Below are 16,390 nucleotides of genomic sequence, written 5' to 3' on the forward strand. Positions count from 1 at the left end.
ATGGCAAGCGCTTTGTATCAGTCGATTGAGATGTTGAGCCGCGATAAGGGTATCGAGCCGGGCGTTGTCGTTGGCGCCGTCGAGGACGCCATCGCGCTGGCGACGAGGAAGTACTACAAGACGCAGGAGAACATGCGCGCCGAGATGGACCGCGAGACCGGCGAGATCCGCGCCTACGTGTTCAAGACCGTCGTCGAAGGCCCCGATCAGCTCGAGGACGAGGTCAACCAGCTGACGCTGGATCAGGCCCGCGAGCTCGCCCCCGAGGTCGAGGTCGGCGGCGAGCTGCGCTTCTACAAGGACACCACGCCGCTCGGCCGCATCGCCGCCCAGATGGCCAAGCAGGTCATCTTCCAGAAGGTCCGCGAGGCCGAGCGCGACACTGTCTTCAACGAGTACAACCACCGCGCCGGAGAGGTCATCACCGCCACGGTCAAGCGCCTCGAGCCGATGGACGTGATCTTCGACATCGGCAAGGCCGAGGCCCGCATGCCGAAGCGCGAGCAGTCGCGCCTCGAACAATTCGCCGTCGGCGAGCGCGTCCGCGTCGTCCTGCTGCGCGTCGACCGCGCCGCCAAGGGACCGCAGGTCATCGTCTCCCGCGCCTCACCAGTACTCGTGCAGAACCTCTTCCAGAGCGAGGTCCCGGAGATCTACGACAACACCGTGACCATCAAGGCCATCGCCCGCGAGGCCGGCGAGCGTACTAAGATCGCCGTCCAGTCGCGCGACAAGGACGTCGATCCCGTCGGCGCCTGCGTCGGTATGAAGGGCATGCGCGTGCAGTCCATCATCCGTGAGCTGCGCGGCGAGAAGATCGACATCATCGAGTACTCCGACGAGATCACCACCTTCGCCGAGAAGGCCCTGCAGCCCGCCAAGGTCAGCCGCGTCTCCATCACTGACCTCGGTGAAAAGCAGCTCGAGGTCATCGTCGACGACACCCAGCTCTCGCTCGCTATCGGCAAGAAGGGCCAGAACGTCCGCCTCGCCGCCAAGCTGCTGCAGTGGAAGATCGACATCAAGAGCGAAGAGGAGAAGCGCCAGGAGGTCGAGCAGCAGATGCAGGCCATGGGCGGCGGACCCACCACGCCGATCGAGCAGGTCACAGAGCTGGGCGAGACGATCCTCGAGAAGCTGATCGCCGCCGGCATCACCACTGTCGAAGCACTCGCCGACATGACGCCCGAGCAACTCGAAGAGGTTCCCGGCATCGGAGAAAAGACAGTCGAGAAGATCTCCGTCGCCGTGCGCCACTACTTCGGGCAGTACGAAGAGGGCGAGGAGCGGCCCGCAACAGCAGTTGTTGCCGCTGCCGAAGCCGTCGGAGAGGAGGGCTCCATGGAGAAGACACCTGAGGAGATTCTTGCCGAGGAGGCCGGAAGCGGCCGCGCTCAGGAGGTTGGCGGACTCTCAGCCGAGGACATCGCAGAGGCTGAGGACCGCATCTCCGAAACCGACGCCTTTAGCGAGGCGGATGCTCGCGAGGAGCGGATCGAGCGGACCAACGATACGGTAGACACCCTGGTCGATGAGGCCCAGGAGGTCTCCGAAGAGGGCATCGATGACGGAAACGACCGTGGCTAGCCGCGGCAACCTGAAGTTGCTGCGTCACGGACGCAGCAATTTCGGGGATAATAGAGATAACAACCACTCCTACCTCGAAGAGGCCGATATGAGCAGCTAGGGCGCTAGGGAAGCGAAAAAGGGACGGATGAGCAAAGTTCGAATCAACGATCTGGCACGCGAGCTGGAAGTAAAGAGCAAGTCCATTCTGGACGCGCTGACGGCGGTCGGTGTCACCGAGAAGAAGACGCACTCCAGCTCGATCGAGGCCGACGAAGCGGAGAAGGTCCGCAGTTACCTCACCGGCGGATCACGCGGCGCGAGTGCGTCGAGGCCTGCGCCTGACAACAGGCCGAAGTTCGACCTGTCCAAGGTCTCGAAGCCCGGCGACGCGCTCAAGGCGATCCTCGAGCGCAAGCAGGCCGAGGCCGCAGCCAAATCCGCGCCTCCGGTGACCCCTCGCCCAGCAGTGGTGGTTCCACCCGCGGCGCACGTCGTCGCTCCTGCTGCTGCTACTGCACCGAAGCCGACCCTGCCGAACGTGTCTGCCGCCGCGGCGACCACGCCCGCGCAGCCAGCCGCCCCGCAGGGCCCGCGCAGGATTGTCCCGCAGCCCCGTCAGGCAGCCAACATCGTGGCTCCCGCGCCCGCGCCGGCCATCGCAAGCAAGCCTCCGGCCGGTCCCGTGATCGCGCGCCCACCCGTGACCGCTGCTCCCGCCGCCCACGCATCGGCCCCGCACGCCGCACCGGCTCCGCATGCCGCACCGGAACGCCCTGTCGTCGCCGTACCGCCGGCAGCAGTGGCGCCGAAGCCTGCGCAAGCCACTCCTCCAGCCGCCCCCATAGCTGCCGCTCCGGCCACTCCGGCTCCAGCCGCTCCGGCTCCGGCCGCAGCCGCTTCACCCGCCCTGGCGCCTGTCGAGATACCCGCCGCCGAGACGCCAGCCGCTCCGGCAGCAGAGGCTCCCGCTCCGGCGACCCCAGCCGCGCCTGCCACACCGGTGCGCAGGGTCATCATGCCGCAGACCGGCCCGCGCCCCATCTACACCGCCCCGGCCCCCGCTCCAGGATCTCCGCCGCGCAACCGTCCCATCTTCGAGCGGCCTCGTCCGCAGGCCCCCGGAGCACCGGGCTCGCGTCCTCCCCTGCCTCCCGGAGCCCGCCGCCCCATGCACCCAACGCGCACCTTCCCCGGCGGCCCAGGCGGTCCCGGCGGAGCGCCCGGACGCCCCGGCTTTGCTCCGGGCGCACGTCCCGGCTTCGGCGCACGACCCGGCTTCGGCCCACGGCCCGGCGGAGCACCAGGTGCCGGCGGTCTTCTGCCCGGCCCCGGTGAGGTCCCCGGCGGACGCCCCGTAGGCCGTCCTGCTGCACGTCGCGGCGGACAGCGCTACGAGAAGACCAAAGAAGGCCCGATGAAGGGCTTCGCCCCGCCGCCGCGTTTCGGCGGAGCGCAGATCCCCCACGAGCCGCTGCCGATCACCCGCACCATCACGGTGACCGAAGGCATCAGCGTCAAGGACCTCGCCGAGAAGCTCGACATCCGCGGCAAGGACCTTATCGCCACCCTGCTCATGCGCGGCGTCTTCGTCACCGTCAACCAGTCGCTCGAGGGCGAGCTGGTCAAGGACGTCGCCCGCCAGTTCGGCGCCGACGCCAACATCATCTCCGTTGAAGAGCAACTGGAGAACGAGGCCATCGAGGGCTTCCTCGAGGACACGACCGGCATGACCGAGATCGTGCGCTCGCCCGTCGTCACCGTCATGGGCCACGTCGATCACGGAAAGACCTCGCTGCTCGACGCCATCCGTCAGACCGACGTCGCCGCAGGCGAGGCCGGCGGAATCACCCAGCACATCGGCGCCTACAAGGTCCACGTCACCAAGCCCGACTCACCGGCCTTCGGTCGCCAGATCGTCTTCCTCGACACCCCGGGTCACGAGGCCTTCACCCGCATGCGTGCCCGCGGCGCCAAGGTCACCGACATCGTCGTCATCGTCGTCGCTGCCGATGATGGCGTCATGCCGCAGACCCTTGAGGCCATCGACCACGCCAAGGCCGCCAACGTGCCCATCATCGTGGCCATCAACAAGATCGACAAGCCGGAGGCCAACCCCGACCGCATCAAGGGGCAGCTTGGCGAGCGTGGATTACTGCTTACCGGTTGGGGCGGCAACGTAGAGCACGTCGAGGTTTCAGCGAAGAAGCGCATGAATCTCGATGCGTTGGAGGAGATGATCTGCTATGTCGCAGACACCAACGAGCAGAAGGCGCAGCCCGACCGTCCCGCCGTCGGAACCGTCATCGAAGCCAAGCTCGATCGCGGTCGCGGCGTTGTAGCCAGCATCCTGGTGCAGAACGGTACACTCCGCATCGGCGACAGCTACATCGTCGGCAACACCTTCGGTAAGGTTCGCGCCATGTTCGACGACCGTGGCCGCGCTATCACCGAGGCCGGACCTTCAACGCCGGTCGAGATCCTCGGTCTCGAGTCGATCCCGGATGCAGGCGATACCTTCCTCGTCATGGCCGACCGCGACCGCGCCAAGGATATTGCGCGCTACCGGACCATGAAGGAGCGCGAGGCGCAGCTCGCCAAGAGCTCCCGCGTCTCGCTCGAAGGACTCGCCGAGCAGATCAAGCAGGCCGGCATGAAGGACCTCAACCTCATCCTCAAGGGCGACGTGCAAGGCTCGGTCGAAGTCCTCGCCGACTCGCTCGAGAAGATGTCCACCGAGAAGGTTCGCGTCCGCGTCCTCCGCGCAGGCGTCGGCGCCATTACCGAATCCGACGTCCTGCTGGCCTCGGCCTCGAACGCCGTCGTCATCGGCTTCAACGTGCGGCCTGATCGCAAGGCCGCCGAGATCGCCGAGCGCGAGAACGTCGAGATCCGCATCCACTCCATCATCTACGAGCTGCAGGACGAGATCACCAAGGCGATGTACGGTCTCCTCGAGCCCGTCTTCAAGGAGAACTACCTCGGCCGCGCCGAAGTCCTCAACGTCTTCAAGATCACCAAGGTCGGCCAGATCGCCGGCTGCGTGGTCCGCGACGGCCTCATTCGCCGCGACGCGCAGGTCAAGGTGATGCGCAACGGCGACGAAATCTGGAAGGGCAAGATCGCCTCGCTCAAGCGCTTCAAGGACGACGTCTCCGAAGTCCGCCAGGGCGTCGAGTGCGGCATCGACCTCGGCAACTTCAAGGACATCCAGATCGGCGACTTCATCGAAGCCTTCACCACCGAGAAGCTGGCCGCCGAACTCGGCCAGACCGCCGCAGAGCGCAAGGCGGCAGCAGCCGAATCCGTCAACGCATAAAGCACACTTCAACAAACAAGAAGGTCGGGAGCAATCCCGGCCTTCACTTTTTGTGGCGTTACAAGTGTGCTGAAGCATCTTGACAAAACCATAACCATACGGTTATGGTTTTGTCCGTGAAGCCCGCCAATGCCAATCACGTGTTCCGCGCTCTCGCCGATCCAACGCGCCGGGCCATCTTCGAGGAGCTGACCCGGCAGGGCGAACAGACCGTCCACGCATTGACTCGCTATGCGGGCGTCTCCCAGCCCGCGGTGTCCAAGCACCTGACGGTGCTGACGAGGGCAAAGCTGGTACGGCATCGCCGCGAGGGACGCGAAACTCACTATCGCGCGCAGCCCCATGCGCTGGCGCCGATGGTGGACTGGCTGCGTCACTACGGTGCGTTCTGGCGCGAGCGGTTTGACAAGCTTGAGGCACTCTTGGAAAGGATGGAGCCATGAGCATTGCAACTGAGAAGAGCAATCCAGCAGAGGGTACCCGTACCCTTGTAATTGAGAGGGTATTTCCGCACTCGCCGGAAAAGGTGTGGCGTGCGCTCACGGAGAGCCCGCTCATCGCGCAATGGCTGATGAACAACGATTTCGAGCCGGTGGCCGGGCGGAAATTCCAATTCCGGGCCGATCCCGTGCCGAACTGGGATGGCGTAATCGACTGCGAAGTGCTGATCGTCGAGCCCTTAAAACAGCTCTCCTATAGCTGGAGTTCTCTGGGGCTTGACTCCGTTGTGCTCTTCACGTTGACTCCGGCGGAGGGCGGCACCCACGTTCGCATGGAGCAGTCCGGCTTCCGTCCCGATCAGCAGCAAGCTTACGGCGGCGCAAAATACGGCTGGCAGCGCTTCTTCGACAGCCTGGAGCGGGTACTCGGCGGAGGTGTGGCATGAACGCATCCGATAGCATGATGGACTCCTACAGTAGCATGACGGGCTCCTACAGGATGAAGGCCGCTGGCAAGATGAAGGCCTCCGGGTGGCTGGTCGCCGGCTTCTGGATCTCCACGGTGCTCTTCGCGCTCCAGATGAGCTTCACCGCCTACGCCCAGCTGCGTCTCCCCCAGGTGGCCCAGGTTTTCGCCCACCTCGGCTTCCCCGCCTATTTCCGCATTGAGCTCTCGTGGGCCAAGCTGGCGGGCTTGGCCGCACTGCTCGTCCCCATGGTCCCCGCGCGGCTCAAGGAGTGGGCCTACGCCGGCTTCGCCATCACGCTCGTCTCGGCGCTGATCGCGCACCTCGCCGTCGGCGATGGAGTCGAGGCGTGGAGCTGGTCGGTGGGGACTGGGGTTCTCTGGGGCGCGTCGTACTTCTTCTGGCGCCGCCTGCAGGCCACGCCGGCGAGCGCCTGACCGCAGATCGTAGGAGTGAAGTTTCCGAACCACCACGACGTACGCTTCTGCGACGGACTAGCCCGCGGTTATTTGGCAGGGGCGGCTCCGTACTGAACCCATAGCAGATCGCCTTTCTTGTATGAAGAGAAATCGCTCGAAACGACCCAATATTGCAGACCGAAGTTGTCCGTGTATATGTCGCAGGTAACGTTTATCTCAGACACACTTCCATAGGAGTGAGAAAAGGCATCAGGAAACCTTCGATGTCCTAGAGAAACTCTGCGCTTTGGTGTAATGACGATCGTCTTGAGACGGTCATTTCGAGGACCGTGAGAGCAAGCGACAGGATCATCAGTGCATGAATACAGGACACCAATTTTCCAGTCCTTCAACTCCAGACCTTGGTCTGAGCCAAAGACCTGAACTACTTGCTTAGCGTCCGATTGATCTGGGCGCAAGGGAGCGAGATAGTGGACGTAGAATCTCAGGCCTTCGATCTCGTTGGGATAGGGGTTGGGTATGTTTGCGCGGAGATCGCATGTAAGAAGCAGCCCCAGAAGAAGGACTACGACGCGGGTTAGCAAGGGCTACCTCCAAAGCACGATTCTAGCCTCGAATTGGCAACCCGACCGAAGATCAAACCCTATGTCCGGAAAGTCGGCTTTCTATGAGCAGGTCATTTAGGTCAAGGGGTTTTCTGTTTTTCTTTCCTAAGCGTTTTAGTCTCTCTTGTTGTTCTGTTTTGGTTGTTCCGCATGTTGTTCTCCACCGTGTTTCTATTCGCACTTTGAGTGAGCCGCTCGTGGCTCTGTGTCGGTTGGGGTCAGAAGGAGAAGTCGATGCTGCCAGTTTTCGGTCGGCCTCGTTCAGGGCCCAACCAGACACGCAGTCATCGGGGAGCGGGGAGTCGCAACAATTAGACATGATCTCCTTCCTCAGGCTGCTACTGCATAGAACGGGATGTATGGCTCCTGGGTGATCCAGATGCGATGAAGCAGTACTGCCAGCTTGCGAGCGACGGCGACGATGGCCCGATTACGGGACTGCTTGCCTCCGCGCGAGGCCAGGTGCAGACCCCACTGTCGTAAGGTGGAATCTCTCCCATGCGGACCGAGCACATGGTTGGCACACTCGACCAGCAGAGTACGTAAGTAGATGTTGCCAGCCTTGGTGATGCCGAGCTGCGGGTCGCGATCCCCGGACTGACTGCGTTTTGGGCGCAGACCGAGGTAGCAGCCGACATCGCGACTTCGCTGGAAACGTTCCTTGCTGCCCAGCGTCAGGACGTAAGTCAGGGCCGTGAGCTGCCCGACACCGTAGACCTGGATCAGCGCTTGTGTCTCTGAATACTCCGTCTCCGTGAGTCGCCTGATCAGCCGGTCGTAGTGCTTGATCTTCTTCGTCATCTCCGCGATCTGCTCGAGCACCGGACCGAGCGGCTGAACAAGACCACGCGGAAGCACGGCCAAACTCCGCTTGGCGAAGCACAAGGTGGACGAGGCCGGAAGTCGGTAGCCGCAAGGCTTGGCCAATCCACGCACCGCGTTCACTGCTGCTGTCCGCAGACGAACGATCAGGTTGCGGGCGCGGATCAACGTCAGTGCCTCCTGCTAAGCGACCGTACGGTGGGCAATCGGACGCAGAATCTTCGGATCGAGCCGCGCGTATCGAGCCAGCTTCTCCGCATCCACCTGATCGCTCTTCCGATCGCTGTGCGAGATCGCACACAGTTCGCGCACGTTCGCTACGATCACTTCGTGACCCAGTTCCTGAAGCTGCTCGCTGATCCAGATCGAGTGCGTGCCCGCTTCCATCGCGATCCGCACCCGAGGCAGATCGGTAAACCACTTCTCGACTCCCGATGGACTGGTACGAAACCGGCCCCGGCCCACTACTTCTCCATCTTCGTTGAGCGTGCAGTAATGGCTCCAGACATCCCCAAGATCGATCCCGATCGTCATCCCGACCCTGGAGCTGCTGCGTGATACTTCCGTGATTAGGTGCTGCGCAGGATTTTTCATGGGCAATAGTCTCTCCGATTCGCTAGACCTGCTCATCCCATTTATCGGCAACTTCAGTTATTCACTCCGAACTGATTCACTACTCGACGTTGGCGGAAGTTGCGGGTTTACGCGGAGCGCAACTAAATTAGCTGCGAGAGTTGGAGCGATACATGAAAAGGACCGTCACGGTGGAATCTGCCTCTGCATTCATCGACGCGAAGATCAACGAGCTTGGGGACTGGCGCGGGAAGATGCTCGCGAAGGTGCGCGAGATCATCCACAAGGCAGACCCTGAACGGGAGAGACGTACAAGAGCGTCGTCAAGCTAACATTTGCCAAGGGAGCTGCGTTGGAGGACCCTTCAGGCCTATTCAACTCCAGTCTCGACGGGAATGTCAGGCGCGCCATCGACATCCACGAAGGCGACAAGGTCGATGAGGCGGCCTTGAAGGAACTCAACCGCGCTGCGGTGGCGCTCAATCTCAAGGCCAAGAACAAGCCGAATCCCCAGCGAGCGAGCAGCAAGCGGGCCGACTAGCTTCGTCGCGATATTAGCTTTTACAAAAACTCGAAAGCCGCTTTCCACAGCCCAATCCTTGACACGCCTGATATTCTTAAGCAGTGGAAGCAAAGCCCGGCAAGCCGCCGGGCCTTCGCATTTAATCCAGGTTGACTTGACACAGAAGTACCCAGTCATCTCTCCTGTTTTGAAGACCTTGCACACTTAAGTACGGGGGAGGGGTCATGCAGTCATCAATCACCGAGGAAGCCAAGACGATGGACCTCGCAGCCATCCAGGCCGCCCTCCGCGAACATAAATTCGACGGCTGGCTCTTCTACGACCACCACTACCGCGACCCGCTCGCCTACCGTATCCTCGGCCTCGGCGAAGGCCTCCATGTCACCCGTCGATGGTTCTACTTCATCCCCGCCACTGGCGAGCCGAAGAAGCTCGTCCACCGGATCGAGTCCGGACGTCTCGATCCCCTGCCCGGCACGAAGGCCGTCTACTCCTCCTGGCAGGAGCTGGAGTCGCAGGTCAGAACCCTGACCGCCGGGGCGACGAAGATCGCCATGCAGTACTCCCCCCGCAACGCCATCATGTACGTCTCGATGGTCGATGCCGGGACGGTCGAGATGCTCCGCGCGCTCGGCAAGGAGATCGTCAGCTCCGCCGACCTGGTGAGCCTCTTCGAGGCCGTGCTGAACGACGACCAGATCGCGACCCACTACGTCGCCCAGCAGAAGATCGACGCCGTCCTCGCCGCTGGCTGGCAGGAGATCGGCCGCCGCACCCTCTCCGGCGGCACCCACGAGTTCGCCATGGTCGAGTTTCTCTCCGAGGGCATGGCCCGCGAGGGTCTGGTCTGGGAGCACGGCCCCAACGTCAGCTGCGGAGCCAACTCCGCCGACTCGCACTACGAGCCGACCGTCGCCAGCTCGAAGCCCATCCGCAAAGGTGACTTCGTCCTGATCGACATCTGGGGAAAGCTCAACCGCCCCGACGCCTGCTACTACGACATCACCTGGACTGGCGTCGTCGACCGCGAGCCGACCGCTCGCGAGCAGATGATCTTCGAAACGGTGCGCAACGCTCGCGACGCCGCGGTAAAGGCCGTCAAGGACGCCTTCACGTCGAATCAACCCATCGCCGGCTGGCAGGCCGACGACGCCGCGCGCGGAGTCATCGCCCAGGCCGGCCTGAAGGACTGGTTTACCCACCGCACCGGCCACAACATCGGCCCCGTACTCCACGGCAACGGAGCAAATCTCGACAACCTCGAGACCCACGACGAACGGCTGATCCTGCCCAAGACCTGCTTCTCCGTCGAACCGGGACTCTACTTCCCCGGCGAGTTCGGAGTGCGCAGCGAGGTCGACATGATCGCGCTGCCGGGCAAGGCCGAGGTCACGGGACGCATCCAGACCGAGCTGGTGCGCATATAAGCAAGATAGTCTCGCGAATTCCGCGCTGCTATGATGGATTGAGATGACGACGAATGTTCAGGCGCAGGCCAGACCCGCGCAGAAGACGACCACTCTGCCGCCAGCGCTGATTCTGATCGCAGGCTGGCTGATCCCCGGAGCCGGGCACCTGCTGCTCGGCAAATGGGTGCGGGGGACGCTGTTGTTCGTCTCGATCGTGGCAATGTTCGCAATCGGCCTCGCGCTGAAGGGCAAGGTCTACGGCCCCAACACGGCTGAGTTGCTGGACATGCTCAACTTCGCCGGGGACCTGGGTGCCGGCCTCCTCTACGTCGCCGCCCGCGTCTTCGACCTGGGCCAGGCGACGGTGCAGATCGCGGTCGCGGACTACGGAACGAAGTTCATCGTAGTCTCAGGCCTGCTGAACATCATCGCCGCGGTGGACGCGCACTCGCTGGCGACGGGAAGGAAGGCATCGTGACGATCTCGCACTTTGGAGCGGTGCTGCTCTTCTCGCTGTTCACCTCAGTCGTCTTCGGGATCACGATGCGGTCGGAGCCAAGGATGATGATCCGGTTTGGTGCATTCTGCTTTGCGCTCTTCGTCGGGGGGACGATCGTCGCAAGCTGGCTGATGTGGCTGATCAAGCACTGAAGCGGTAACGTAGGAGCAGAAGGCCCTGTTCGTTGCACGGCGATAGCCATGTTGCTGAAAACATAGTGGCTTTTCCGGTTCCTCGATGACAGGTTTGGGTGATTGACCGCTCCGAGGCCTAGGATGCCTCATAGTGCAGGAGGGAGAAACCCTGCATGACAACAGTCGAAGGAGCGCACAGACCGCACAAAACAGCGGCAGGCGCTGGCGATTGTGGTGAATCGACCGTTAAAAACCAATGGCTAACGACCTTCGTGCGGGTATCCTACCTAGTACCTCCCCACGGTGATCGATGAGCTTAAGAAGAGCGGAAAGCGAAAACGCGAGACTGTGGGCGTTGTGGGTGCGTGACCTGCTGGACTCGAATCCCGAGCCGGAGTGCGAGGAACTAACGCAGCTCTCGGCTGGGCTGTGTGGGACGCCTCTTGGATTGGTGACTCTGCTCGATGAGCGCCAGCAATGGTTTCGGGCCTCAGAGACTCTGAAGCTGGGCGATACACCGCGCGAGGCGGCCTTCTGCGCGCACGCGGTCCGGCAAGAGGGCCTCTTCGTCGTAAAAGATTCCCTGCTGGATGCGCGGTTCGGAAGCAATCCCCTGGTGACAGCCGATCCGCCGATACGCTTCTTCGCAGGCACGGTGCTGTCGACTCCAGACGGACACATCCTCGGGACACTGTGCGTGCTCGATATGACTCCCCGAATTCTGAGCCAGGAGCAGGCACAGGCGCTGGAAATTCTGGCAAGGCAGGTGAGCGCGAGGCTGGAGCTGCGAATGCAGCGCAAAGCTCTCGAACAGGCGCTGAGCGACAAGGAGAAGGCGACGGGCGCACTTCGGGTCAGCGAGGAGCTTTTTCGGGCGTTCATGAATGCGAGCCCTTTCCTGAGCTACATCAAGGACGCGGCGGGAAGGCTACTGTTCTACAACCGGGCCTTTGCACAGCGATTCGGAGTAAGCGAATATGCCTGGCTGGGGCGAACGGATGAGCAGCTGTGGTCGCGCAGGCTTTCGAAGTCTGTCCGGACGCATGACCTTGAGGTCATGGCCGGCGGCCGGATGGTGGAGACGGAAGAGCACATTCGCGGAACCGATGGAACGATCAGCTCGTTGAGGTCTTTCAAGTTTCCGTGTCATGACTCGGCCGGCAATGTGCTGCTGGCCGGCGTCGCCGTGGACATCTCAGAGGAGGTGGCGCATAAGGCAGAGCTCGAGCGCTACCATCGCGAGTTGGAAGAGGCGAACGATCAGCTTCGAAGGCTGGCCGTGACGGATGAGTTGACCGGCCTACGCAATCGCAGAGCCTTCGAAGAGCGGCTGGTGATGGAGTTCTCCATGGCGCGGCGGCGCAAGCGTGAGCTCGCAGTGCTGCTGATCGACGTCGATAACTTCAAGTTGATCAACGATCGCTACGGTCATGCTGCGGGAGATGAGGTTCTGCGCCGACTGGGAATGATTCTGCGCACAACGGTGCGGCTACCCGACCTTCCGGCTCGGTATGGCGGTGAAGAGTTTGTGGTGCTGCTGCCCGAGAGCGGTGAAGAGAGCGCGATGGGGCTGGCTCGTCGAGTAATGGCTCGTGTGGCCGCAGAAGAGTGGGAGAACGAGCCGGTAACGATCAGCATGGGAATGGCCGCCATGAACGAGTCGTTGGTGAACGGATACCAGCTGGTGGAACTGGCCGATGAGGCTCTATACGCGGCCAAGCGCGCGGGGAAGAATCGCGTGATGGTGCACAGCGGCTGAGGCTTCAGAGTCTCGCAGCTAAATCTTTGCCAGGCGATCGAGATAGGCGGCAAGCACGTCGCGGCGCAGGGTGTAGTTGACGAATTTGCCCGCGCGCTCCGATTCAATCAGCCCTGCGTTCTCGAGCTCCTTCATGTGATGGGAGAGAGTGGCTGCGGTGACGGGAACAGAGTCACGGATATCACCGCAGGCGCAGCAGTTGCCTGCACTACCAAGCTTCTCGAGAATCTCGTAACGACGCGGGTCTGCAAGGGCCCGGGAGATGAGGTGAAACTGGCGGTCTGGAAGCGAGATCTTCTTGGTGGCAGCCATCAGGATTCTTACTTTACTGGATTCCGGAGTACTGTGTGAGTCGCAATTGCAAAGGAAGAGGAAAGGCGCACCCGATGAGGATGCGCCTTTTCGGTGCTCAACTGACTGAGGTGGGGCTTACTCCTTGCCTTCACCCTCGGCGGCCGGCGGGTTCTGCTCTTCGAGCTGCTTCTGGAGCTCCTCACGCTTCTTGGCGCGGGCCTCGGCGCGCTTCTGTGCTTTCTCGTTCAACTCCTGCTCGGCGCCGATGAGTTCGATGAAGGCCATCTCGGCGGCATCGCCCTTGCGGGCGCCCGTGCGAGTGACGCGGGTGTAGCCGCCATTGCGCGAGCCGTAGCGCGGGGCTACCACCGCGAAGAGGCGGTCGACCGATTCGTTGGTGAGCAGGTAGGCCGCGGCCTGACGGCGGGCATGCACATCGCCGCGCTTGCCGAGTGTGATCATCCGCTCGACCAGAGGCTTGGAGGCCTTGGCCTTGGTGATGGTAGTCTCGATGCGGTCCATCGTAATGATGGAGGTGACGAGGTTACGCAGAGTAGCGCGACGGTGGCTGGTGTTACGTCCTAGTTTGAATCCTGCATTACGATGGCGCATGTTTGATCTCCTTCGGCTTGGGCTTCTGCCCAGCCGGATTGTTTCGGTGTTGCGTCTTTAAGGGAGGGAGCAGAGACTTGCTATTCCCTACTCCCTGTTCCCTGTTTTTAGAAGGTCTCCGAGTCAGCGGGGATGTGGAGGTCTTCGTCCTCGTCCTCATCATCCTCGTCGTCGAAGCGGCCGAAGCTGGCGGCGAGAGTGGCCGCCGGAAGCACGGAGGTGGGTCCGGGCTGCGGGTTGCCGTTCTCGTCGATCTTCATGCCGAGCGACAGGCCCATCTGCGCGAGGATCTCCTTGATCTCGTTCAGGGACTTGCGACCGAAGTTCTTGGTCTTGAGCATCTCGGCCTCGGTCTTCTGAATCAGCTCACCGATGGTCGCGATGTTCGCGTTCTTGAGGCAGTTGTAGCTGCGTACCGAGAGCTCAAGCTCTTCAACGGAGCGATTGAGATTCTCGTTGCGGATCGCCGGGCCGTCGTGTGCGCCGTCGGAGCCAGCCTCCATCTCCTCTTCGAAGTTGATGAAGATGGTCATGTGATCCTTGAGCAGCTTCGCCGAGAGACCGAGCGCATCAGCAGGCGAGACGGTGCCGTTGGTCCAGATCTCGAGAGTCAGCTTGTCGTAGTCGGTGATCTGACCGAGACGAGCGGCCTCGACGAGGTAGTTGACCTTGCGGACGGGCGAGTGGACGCTGTCGACCGGGATGAAGCCGAGGCCGAGGTCGGCGTCGAAGTTCTTGTCGGCCGAGATGTATCCGCGACCGCGCTTCAGGCGCATCTCCATGTCGATCTTGCCGCCCTCGGAGACGGTGCAGATGTAGACGTCCTTGTCGAGGATCTCGACGTCGCCGTCGGCCTCGATGGAGCCGGAGGTGACGACGCCGGCTGCGTCGGAGCGCAGGTAGAGGGCCTTGGGGCCGTCGCCGTTCAGCTTGAACGGAATCTGCTTGAGGTTGAGGATGATGTCGGTCGCGTCTTCAACGACGCCGGCGATGGACTGGAACTCGTGCAGCACGCCCTCGATACGGACCGCGGTGACGGCCGCTCCCTCGATGGAGGAGAGCAGGGTGCGGCGAAGAGCGTTGCCGATGGTTGTGCCGAAGCCGCGCTCAAAGGGCTGCGCGCTGAACTTGCCGTACTTTTCGGTGAGAGACTCGCTGTCGACTGCGAGACGCTTGGGCTTCTGGAATCCTCTCCAAAGCATGTGGTTTTCTCCTTTGCCGTCCTAGCCGCGAAGCACTCTGCGGACTGGCGGGTGATGCGGTTGCGTATTCGGTTGTGGTGTTCGTTGCGGGACTTACGGAACGCAACGTTGCTGCCGGCCTCGTGAGAGACCGGCAGCGAAGCCTGATTACTTGCTGTAAAGTTCGACGATCAGCTGCTCGTTGACCGGCAGGTTGACGTCCTCGCGCTTCGGCAGGGAGAGAACCTTGCCGGAGAGGTTGTCGCGGTTGATGTCGAGCCAGGTGACGGCGCGCTGACCGCTGGCGAAGTCCTTCGCGGTCTCGAGGATCGGGATCGACTTCGAGCCCTCGCGGATCGCGATCTCGTCGCCGACCTTGCACTGGAATGACGGAATGTTGACCTTGCGGCCGTTGACCTGTACGTGGCCGTGGCGGACGAGCTGGCGGGCCTGACGGCGGCTCAGCGCGAAGCCGAGGCGGTAGGCGACGTTGTCCAGGCGAGTCTCAAGCTGCTGTAACAGGAGCTCGCCAGTGACGCCGGTCTTGTTCGAGGCCTTCTCGTAGTAGGCGCGGAACTGGGTCTCAAGGGTGAAGTAGATACGCTTGGCCTTCTGCTTCTCACGCAGCTGCAGGCCGTAGCCAACAACCTTCTTCTGCTTCTTGGACTGGCCGTGCTGGCCTGGGGGGAAGTTGCGCTTCTCGACGGGGCACTTCTCAGAGAAACACTTCGCGCCCTTGAGGAAGAGCTTCGTTCCGTCGCGGCGGCAGAGGCGGCAGACGGGTCCGGTATAACGTGCCATAACTTTCTTATCTCCTGACTTCGGGTGTCGATCGCTTTACGCGCTGGCTGCGCTTCATCACGATCCGGTTTCTAGTTGCAGGTTGCAGGTTGTCAATTGCCCAGTTGCTTGATCACAACCTGCAACTGACAACCTGCATCTCGTTCTTATACGCGCCGGCGCTTCGGAGGACGGCAGCCGTTATGCGGGATCGGCGTGACGTCACGGATCGAGCGAACCTCGATGCCGGCCGAGGCGAGTGCGCGGATGGCAGACTCACGACCCGAGCCGGGGCCCGAGACGCGAACATCGACCGAACGGAGACCATGCTCGCGGGCGGCGTTGGCGGCGCCAACGGCAGCCTGCTGCGCGGCGAACGGGGTTCCCTTGCGGGAGCCGCGGAAGCCGAGCGAGCCGGAGCTCTTCCAGCTGAGCGTGTTGCCCGTCTGGTCGGTGATGGTGACGATGGTGTTGTTGAAGGAAGCCTGGATGAACACCAGACCAAACGGAACGTTCTTCCGCTCGCGCTTCTTGAACTTCTTGCCCTTACCGGCCTTGGCGCCGGCAGCCTTCTGCTGTGTCTTCGCCATGGCTTACTTCGTCGCTTTCTTCTTACCGGCGACTGTTCCCTTGCGAGGACCTTTGCGGGTACGAGCGTTAGTGTGGGTGCGCTGGCCGCGAACAGGAAGCGAGCGGCGGTGGCGGAGACCACGGTAGGACTGGATTTCGATCAGGCGCTTGATGTTGAGCGAGACATCCTTGCGGAGGTCGCCTTCGATCTGGCCTTCCTGCTCGATGACGTGACGGATGCGGTTCAGCTGATCCTCGTCGAGCGTTGCGATCTTGGCAAACGGATCGACATCCGCCTTGGCCAGGATCTTCGCAGCGCGTGAGTCGCCGATGCCGAAGATGTAGGTGAGTCCGATGCGTACCTGCTTGTTATTGGGTACGTCGACTCCAGCAATACGTGCCATTGGGGTCCTTGTCG

At 62.2% G+C, this 16,390-nt stretch carries 19 protein-coding genes; 11 read left to right on the forward strand and 8 right to left on the reverse strand.

What is annotated here, in order from left to right:
* The 5 genes from nusA to Q363_RS16675 all read left to right on the forward strand — a co-directional run bounded on the left by nusA (position 1) and on the right by Q363_RS16675 (position 6,229).
* Positions 1 to 1,587, forward strand: coding sequence for a transcription termination factor NusA (gene nusA, locus Q363_RS16655; protein ID WP_035352338.1), 1,587 nt, complete (start codon positions 1 to 3; stop codon positions 1,585 to 1,587).
* A gap of 127 nt (positions 1,588 to 1,714) precedes the next feature.
* Positions 1,715 to 4,885 (forward strand): translation initiation factor IF-2, encoded by a 3,171-nt coding sequence (gene infB / locus Q363_RS16660; RefSeq protein ID WP_035352273.1) that lies wholly within the window; start codon positions 1,715 to 1,717, stop codon positions 4,883 to 4,885.
* Between the two features lie 104 nt (positions 4,886 to 4,989).
* Positions 4,990 to 5,328 carry an ArsR/SmtB family transcription factor gene (locus tag Q363_RS16665; RefSeq protein ID WP_035352275.1) on the forward strand — a complete coding sequence of 113 codons (339 nt, stop codon included), beginning with the start codon at positions 4,990 to 4,992 and terminating at the stop codon, positions 5,326 to 5,328.
* Entirely contained in the window at positions 5,325 to 5,771 is a 447-nt protein-coding gene (locus tag Q363_RS16670; RefSeq protein WP_051978884.1) for an SRPBCC family protein, read from the forward strand. The genes Q363_RS16665 and Q363_RS16670 overlap by 4 nt, the downstream gene beginning before the upstream one ends.
* Positions 5,768 to 6,229, forward strand: a complete 462-nt coding sequence (locus Q363_RS16675) for a DoxX family protein (protein ID WP_245632271.1) — start codon at positions 5,768 to 5,770, stop codon at positions 6,227 to 6,229. Before Q363_RS16670 ends, Q363_RS16675 begins: the two co-directional genes overlap by 4 nt.
* Positions 6,230 to 7,146: 917 nt before the next feature.
* On the opposite strand, the gene Q363_RS42830 is transcribed toward Q363_RS16675, so the two are convergent.
* A complete protein-coding gene (locus Q363_RS42830) occupies positions 7,147 to 7,806 on the reverse strand; it encodes an IS110 family transposase (RefSeq protein ID WP_051978885.1) in 660 nt (219 codons plus the stop codon).
* Positions 7,807 to 7,821: 15 nt separating this feature from the next.
* Entirely contained in the window at positions 7,822 to 8,232 is a 411-nt protein-coding gene (locus tag Q363_RS42835) for an IS110 family transposase (protein ID WP_211256214.1), read from the reverse strand.
* Between the two features lie 152 nt (positions 8,233 to 8,384).
* Between Q363_RS42835 and Q363_RS44170 the strand changes: the two genes are divergently transcribed.
* The 6 genes from Q363_RS44170 (at position 8,385) to Q363_RS16700 (ending at position 12,535) form a co-directional block, all read left to right on the forward strand.
* Positions 8,385 to 8,543 carry a hypothetical protein gene (locus Q363_RS44170; RefSeq protein WP_245632272.1) on the forward strand — a complete coding sequence of 53 codons (159 nt, stop codon included), beginning with the start codon at positions 8,385 to 8,387 and terminating at the stop codon, positions 8,541 to 8,543.
* Between the two features lie 20 nt (positions 8,544 to 8,563).
* Complete coding sequence (locus tag Q363_RS44175; RefSeq protein ID WP_245632273.1) at positions 8,564 to 8,752, forward strand: hypothetical protein; 189 nt, start codon at positions 8,564 to 8,566, stop codon at positions 8,750 to 8,752.
* Between the two features lie 206 nt (positions 8,753 to 8,958).
* Positions 8,959 to 10,161 (forward strand): M24 family metallopeptidase, encoded by a 1,203-nt coding sequence (locus Q363_RS16690; protein WP_245632274.1) that lies wholly within the window; start codon positions 8,959 to 8,961, stop codon positions 10,159 to 10,161.
* Between the two features lie 43 nt (positions 10,162 to 10,204).
* Positions 10,205 to 10,621, forward strand: coding sequence for a DUF6677 family protein (locus Q363_RS16695; RefSeq protein ID WP_035352277.1), 417 nt, complete (start codon positions 10,205 to 10,207; stop codon positions 10,619 to 10,621).
* The gene (locus tag Q363_RS42065; protein ID WP_169747017.1) at positions 10,618 to 10,794 is read left to right on the forward strand and encodes a hypothetical protein; all 177 of its coding nucleotides are present in this window, start codon (positions 10,618 to 10,620) and stop codon (positions 10,792 to 10,794) included. Before Q363_RS16695 ends, Q363_RS42065 begins: the two co-directional genes overlap by 4 nt.
* Before the next feature lie 292 nt (positions 10,795 to 11,086).
* Entirely contained in the window at positions 11,087 to 12,535 is a 1,449-nt protein-coding gene (locus Q363_RS16700) for a sensor domain-containing diguanylate cyclase (protein WP_084080441.1), read from the forward strand.
* Positions 12,536 to 12,553: 18 nt separating this feature from the next.
* Here Q363_RS16700 and Q363_RS16705 read toward each other — a convergent pair whose 3' ends face one another.
* From Q363_RS16705 to rpsM, 6 genes are all read right to left on the reverse strand, one after another.
* The gene (locus tag Q363_RS16705; protein ID WP_035352281.1) at positions 12,554 to 12,847 is read right to left on the reverse strand and encodes an ArsR/SmtB family transcription factor; all 294 of its coding nucleotides are present in this window, start codon (positions 12,845 to 12,847) and stop codon (positions 12,554 to 12,556) included.
* A gap of 117 nt (positions 12,848 to 12,964) precedes the next feature.
* Positions 12,965 to 13,441, reverse strand: coding sequence for a 50S ribosomal protein L17 (gene rplQ / locus Q363_RS16710; protein ID WP_035352283.1), 477 nt, complete (start codon positions 13,439 to 13,441; stop codon positions 12,965 to 12,967).
* 107 nt (positions 13,442 to 13,548) lie between these two features.
* On the reverse strand, positions 13,549 to 14,643 hold the full coding sequence (locus tag Q363_RS16715; protein ID WP_035352284.1) for a DNA-directed RNA polymerase subunit alpha: 1,095 nt from the start codon (positions 14,641 to 14,643) through the stop codon (positions 13,549 to 13,551).
* Between the two features lie 147 nt (positions 14,644 to 14,790).
* The gene (gene rpsD / locus Q363_RS16720) at positions 14,791 to 15,423 is read right to left on the reverse strand and encodes a 30S ribosomal protein S4 (protein WP_035352286.1); all 633 of its coding nucleotides are present in this window, start codon (positions 15,421 to 15,423) and stop codon (positions 14,791 to 14,793) included.
* A gap of 146 nt (positions 15,424 to 15,569) precedes the next feature.
* Complete coding sequence (rpsK, locus tag Q363_RS16725) at positions 15,570 to 15,992, reverse strand: 30S ribosomal protein S11 (protein WP_035352288.1); 423 nt, start codon at positions 15,990 to 15,992, stop codon at positions 15,570 to 15,572.
* Between the two features lie 3 nt (positions 15,993 to 15,995).
* Positions 15,996 to 16,376, reverse strand: coding sequence for a 30S ribosomal protein S13 (rpsM, locus tag Q363_RS16730; protein ID WP_026387042.1), 381 nt, complete (start codon positions 16,374 to 16,376; stop codon positions 15,996 to 15,998).
* Positions 16,377 to 16,390: the final 14 nt, after the last annotated feature.

The organism is Edaphobacter aggregans DSM 19364, assembly GCF_000745965.1.
GTDB lineage: Bacteria > Acidobacteriota > Terriglobia > Terriglobales > Acidobacteriaceae > Edaphobacter > Edaphobacter aggregans.

Coding starts and splice junctions, on each gene's coding strand:
- Q363_RS44170 (WP_245632272.1), top strand. CDS start 8,385: ATGAAAAGGACCGTCACGGTGGAATCTGCCTCTGCATTCATCGACGCG.
- Q363_RS42835 (WP_211256214.1), bottom strand. CDS start 8,232: ATGAAAAATCCTGCGCAGCACCTAATCACGGAAGTATCACGCAGCAGC.
- Q363_RS16695 (WP_035352277.1), top strand. CDS start 10,205: ATGACGACGAATGTTCAGGCGCAGGCCAGACCCGCGCAGAAGACGACC.
- Q363_RS16665 (WP_035352275.1), top strand. CDS start 4,990: ATGGTTTTGTCCGTGAAGCCCGCCAATGCCAATCACGTGTTCCGCGCT.
- Q363_RS16675 (WP_245632271.1), top strand. CDS start 5,768: ATGAACGCATCCGATAGCATGATGGACTCCTACAGTAGCATGACGGGC.
- nusA (WP_035352338.1), top strand. CDS start 1: ATGGCAAGCGCTTTGTATCAGTCGATTGAGATGTTGAGCCGCGATAAG.
- rplQ (WP_035352283.1), bottom strand. CDS start 13,441: ATGCGCCATCGTAATGCAGGATTCAAACTAGGACGTAACACCAGCCAC.
- rpsD (WP_035352286.1), bottom strand. CDS start 15,423: ATGGCACGTTATACCGGACCCGTCTGCCGCCTCTGCCGCCGCGACGGA.
- rpsM (WP_026387042.1), bottom strand. CDS start 16,376: ATGGCACGTATTGCTGGAGTCGACGTACCCAATAACAAGCAGGTACGC.
- rpsK (WP_035352288.1), bottom strand. CDS start 15,992: ATGGCGAAGACACAGCAGAAGGCTGCCGGCGCCAAGGCCGGTAAGGGC.
- Q363_RS16700 (WP_084080441.1), top strand. CDS start 11,087: ATGAGCTTAAGAAGAGCGGAAAGCGAAAACGCGAGACTGTGGGCGTTG.
- Q363_RS16670 (WP_051978884.1), top strand. CDS start 5,325: ATGAGCATTGCAACTGAGAAGAGCAATCCAGCAGAGGGTACCCGTACC.
- infB (WP_035352273.1), top strand. CDS start 1,715: ATGAGCAAAGTTCGAATCAACGATCTGGCACGCGAGCTGGAAGTAAAG.
- Q363_RS16705 (WP_035352281.1), bottom strand. CDS start 12,847: ATGGCTGCCACCAAGAAGATCTCGCTTCCAGACCGCCAGTTTCACCTC.
- Q363_RS16690 (WP_245632274.1), top strand. CDS start 8,959: ATGCAGTCATCAATCACCGAGGAAGCCAAGACGATGGACCTCGCAGCC.
- Q363_RS16715 (WP_035352284.1), bottom strand. CDS start 14,643: ATGCTTTGGAGAGGATTCCAGAAGCCCAAGCGTCTCGCAGTCGACAGC.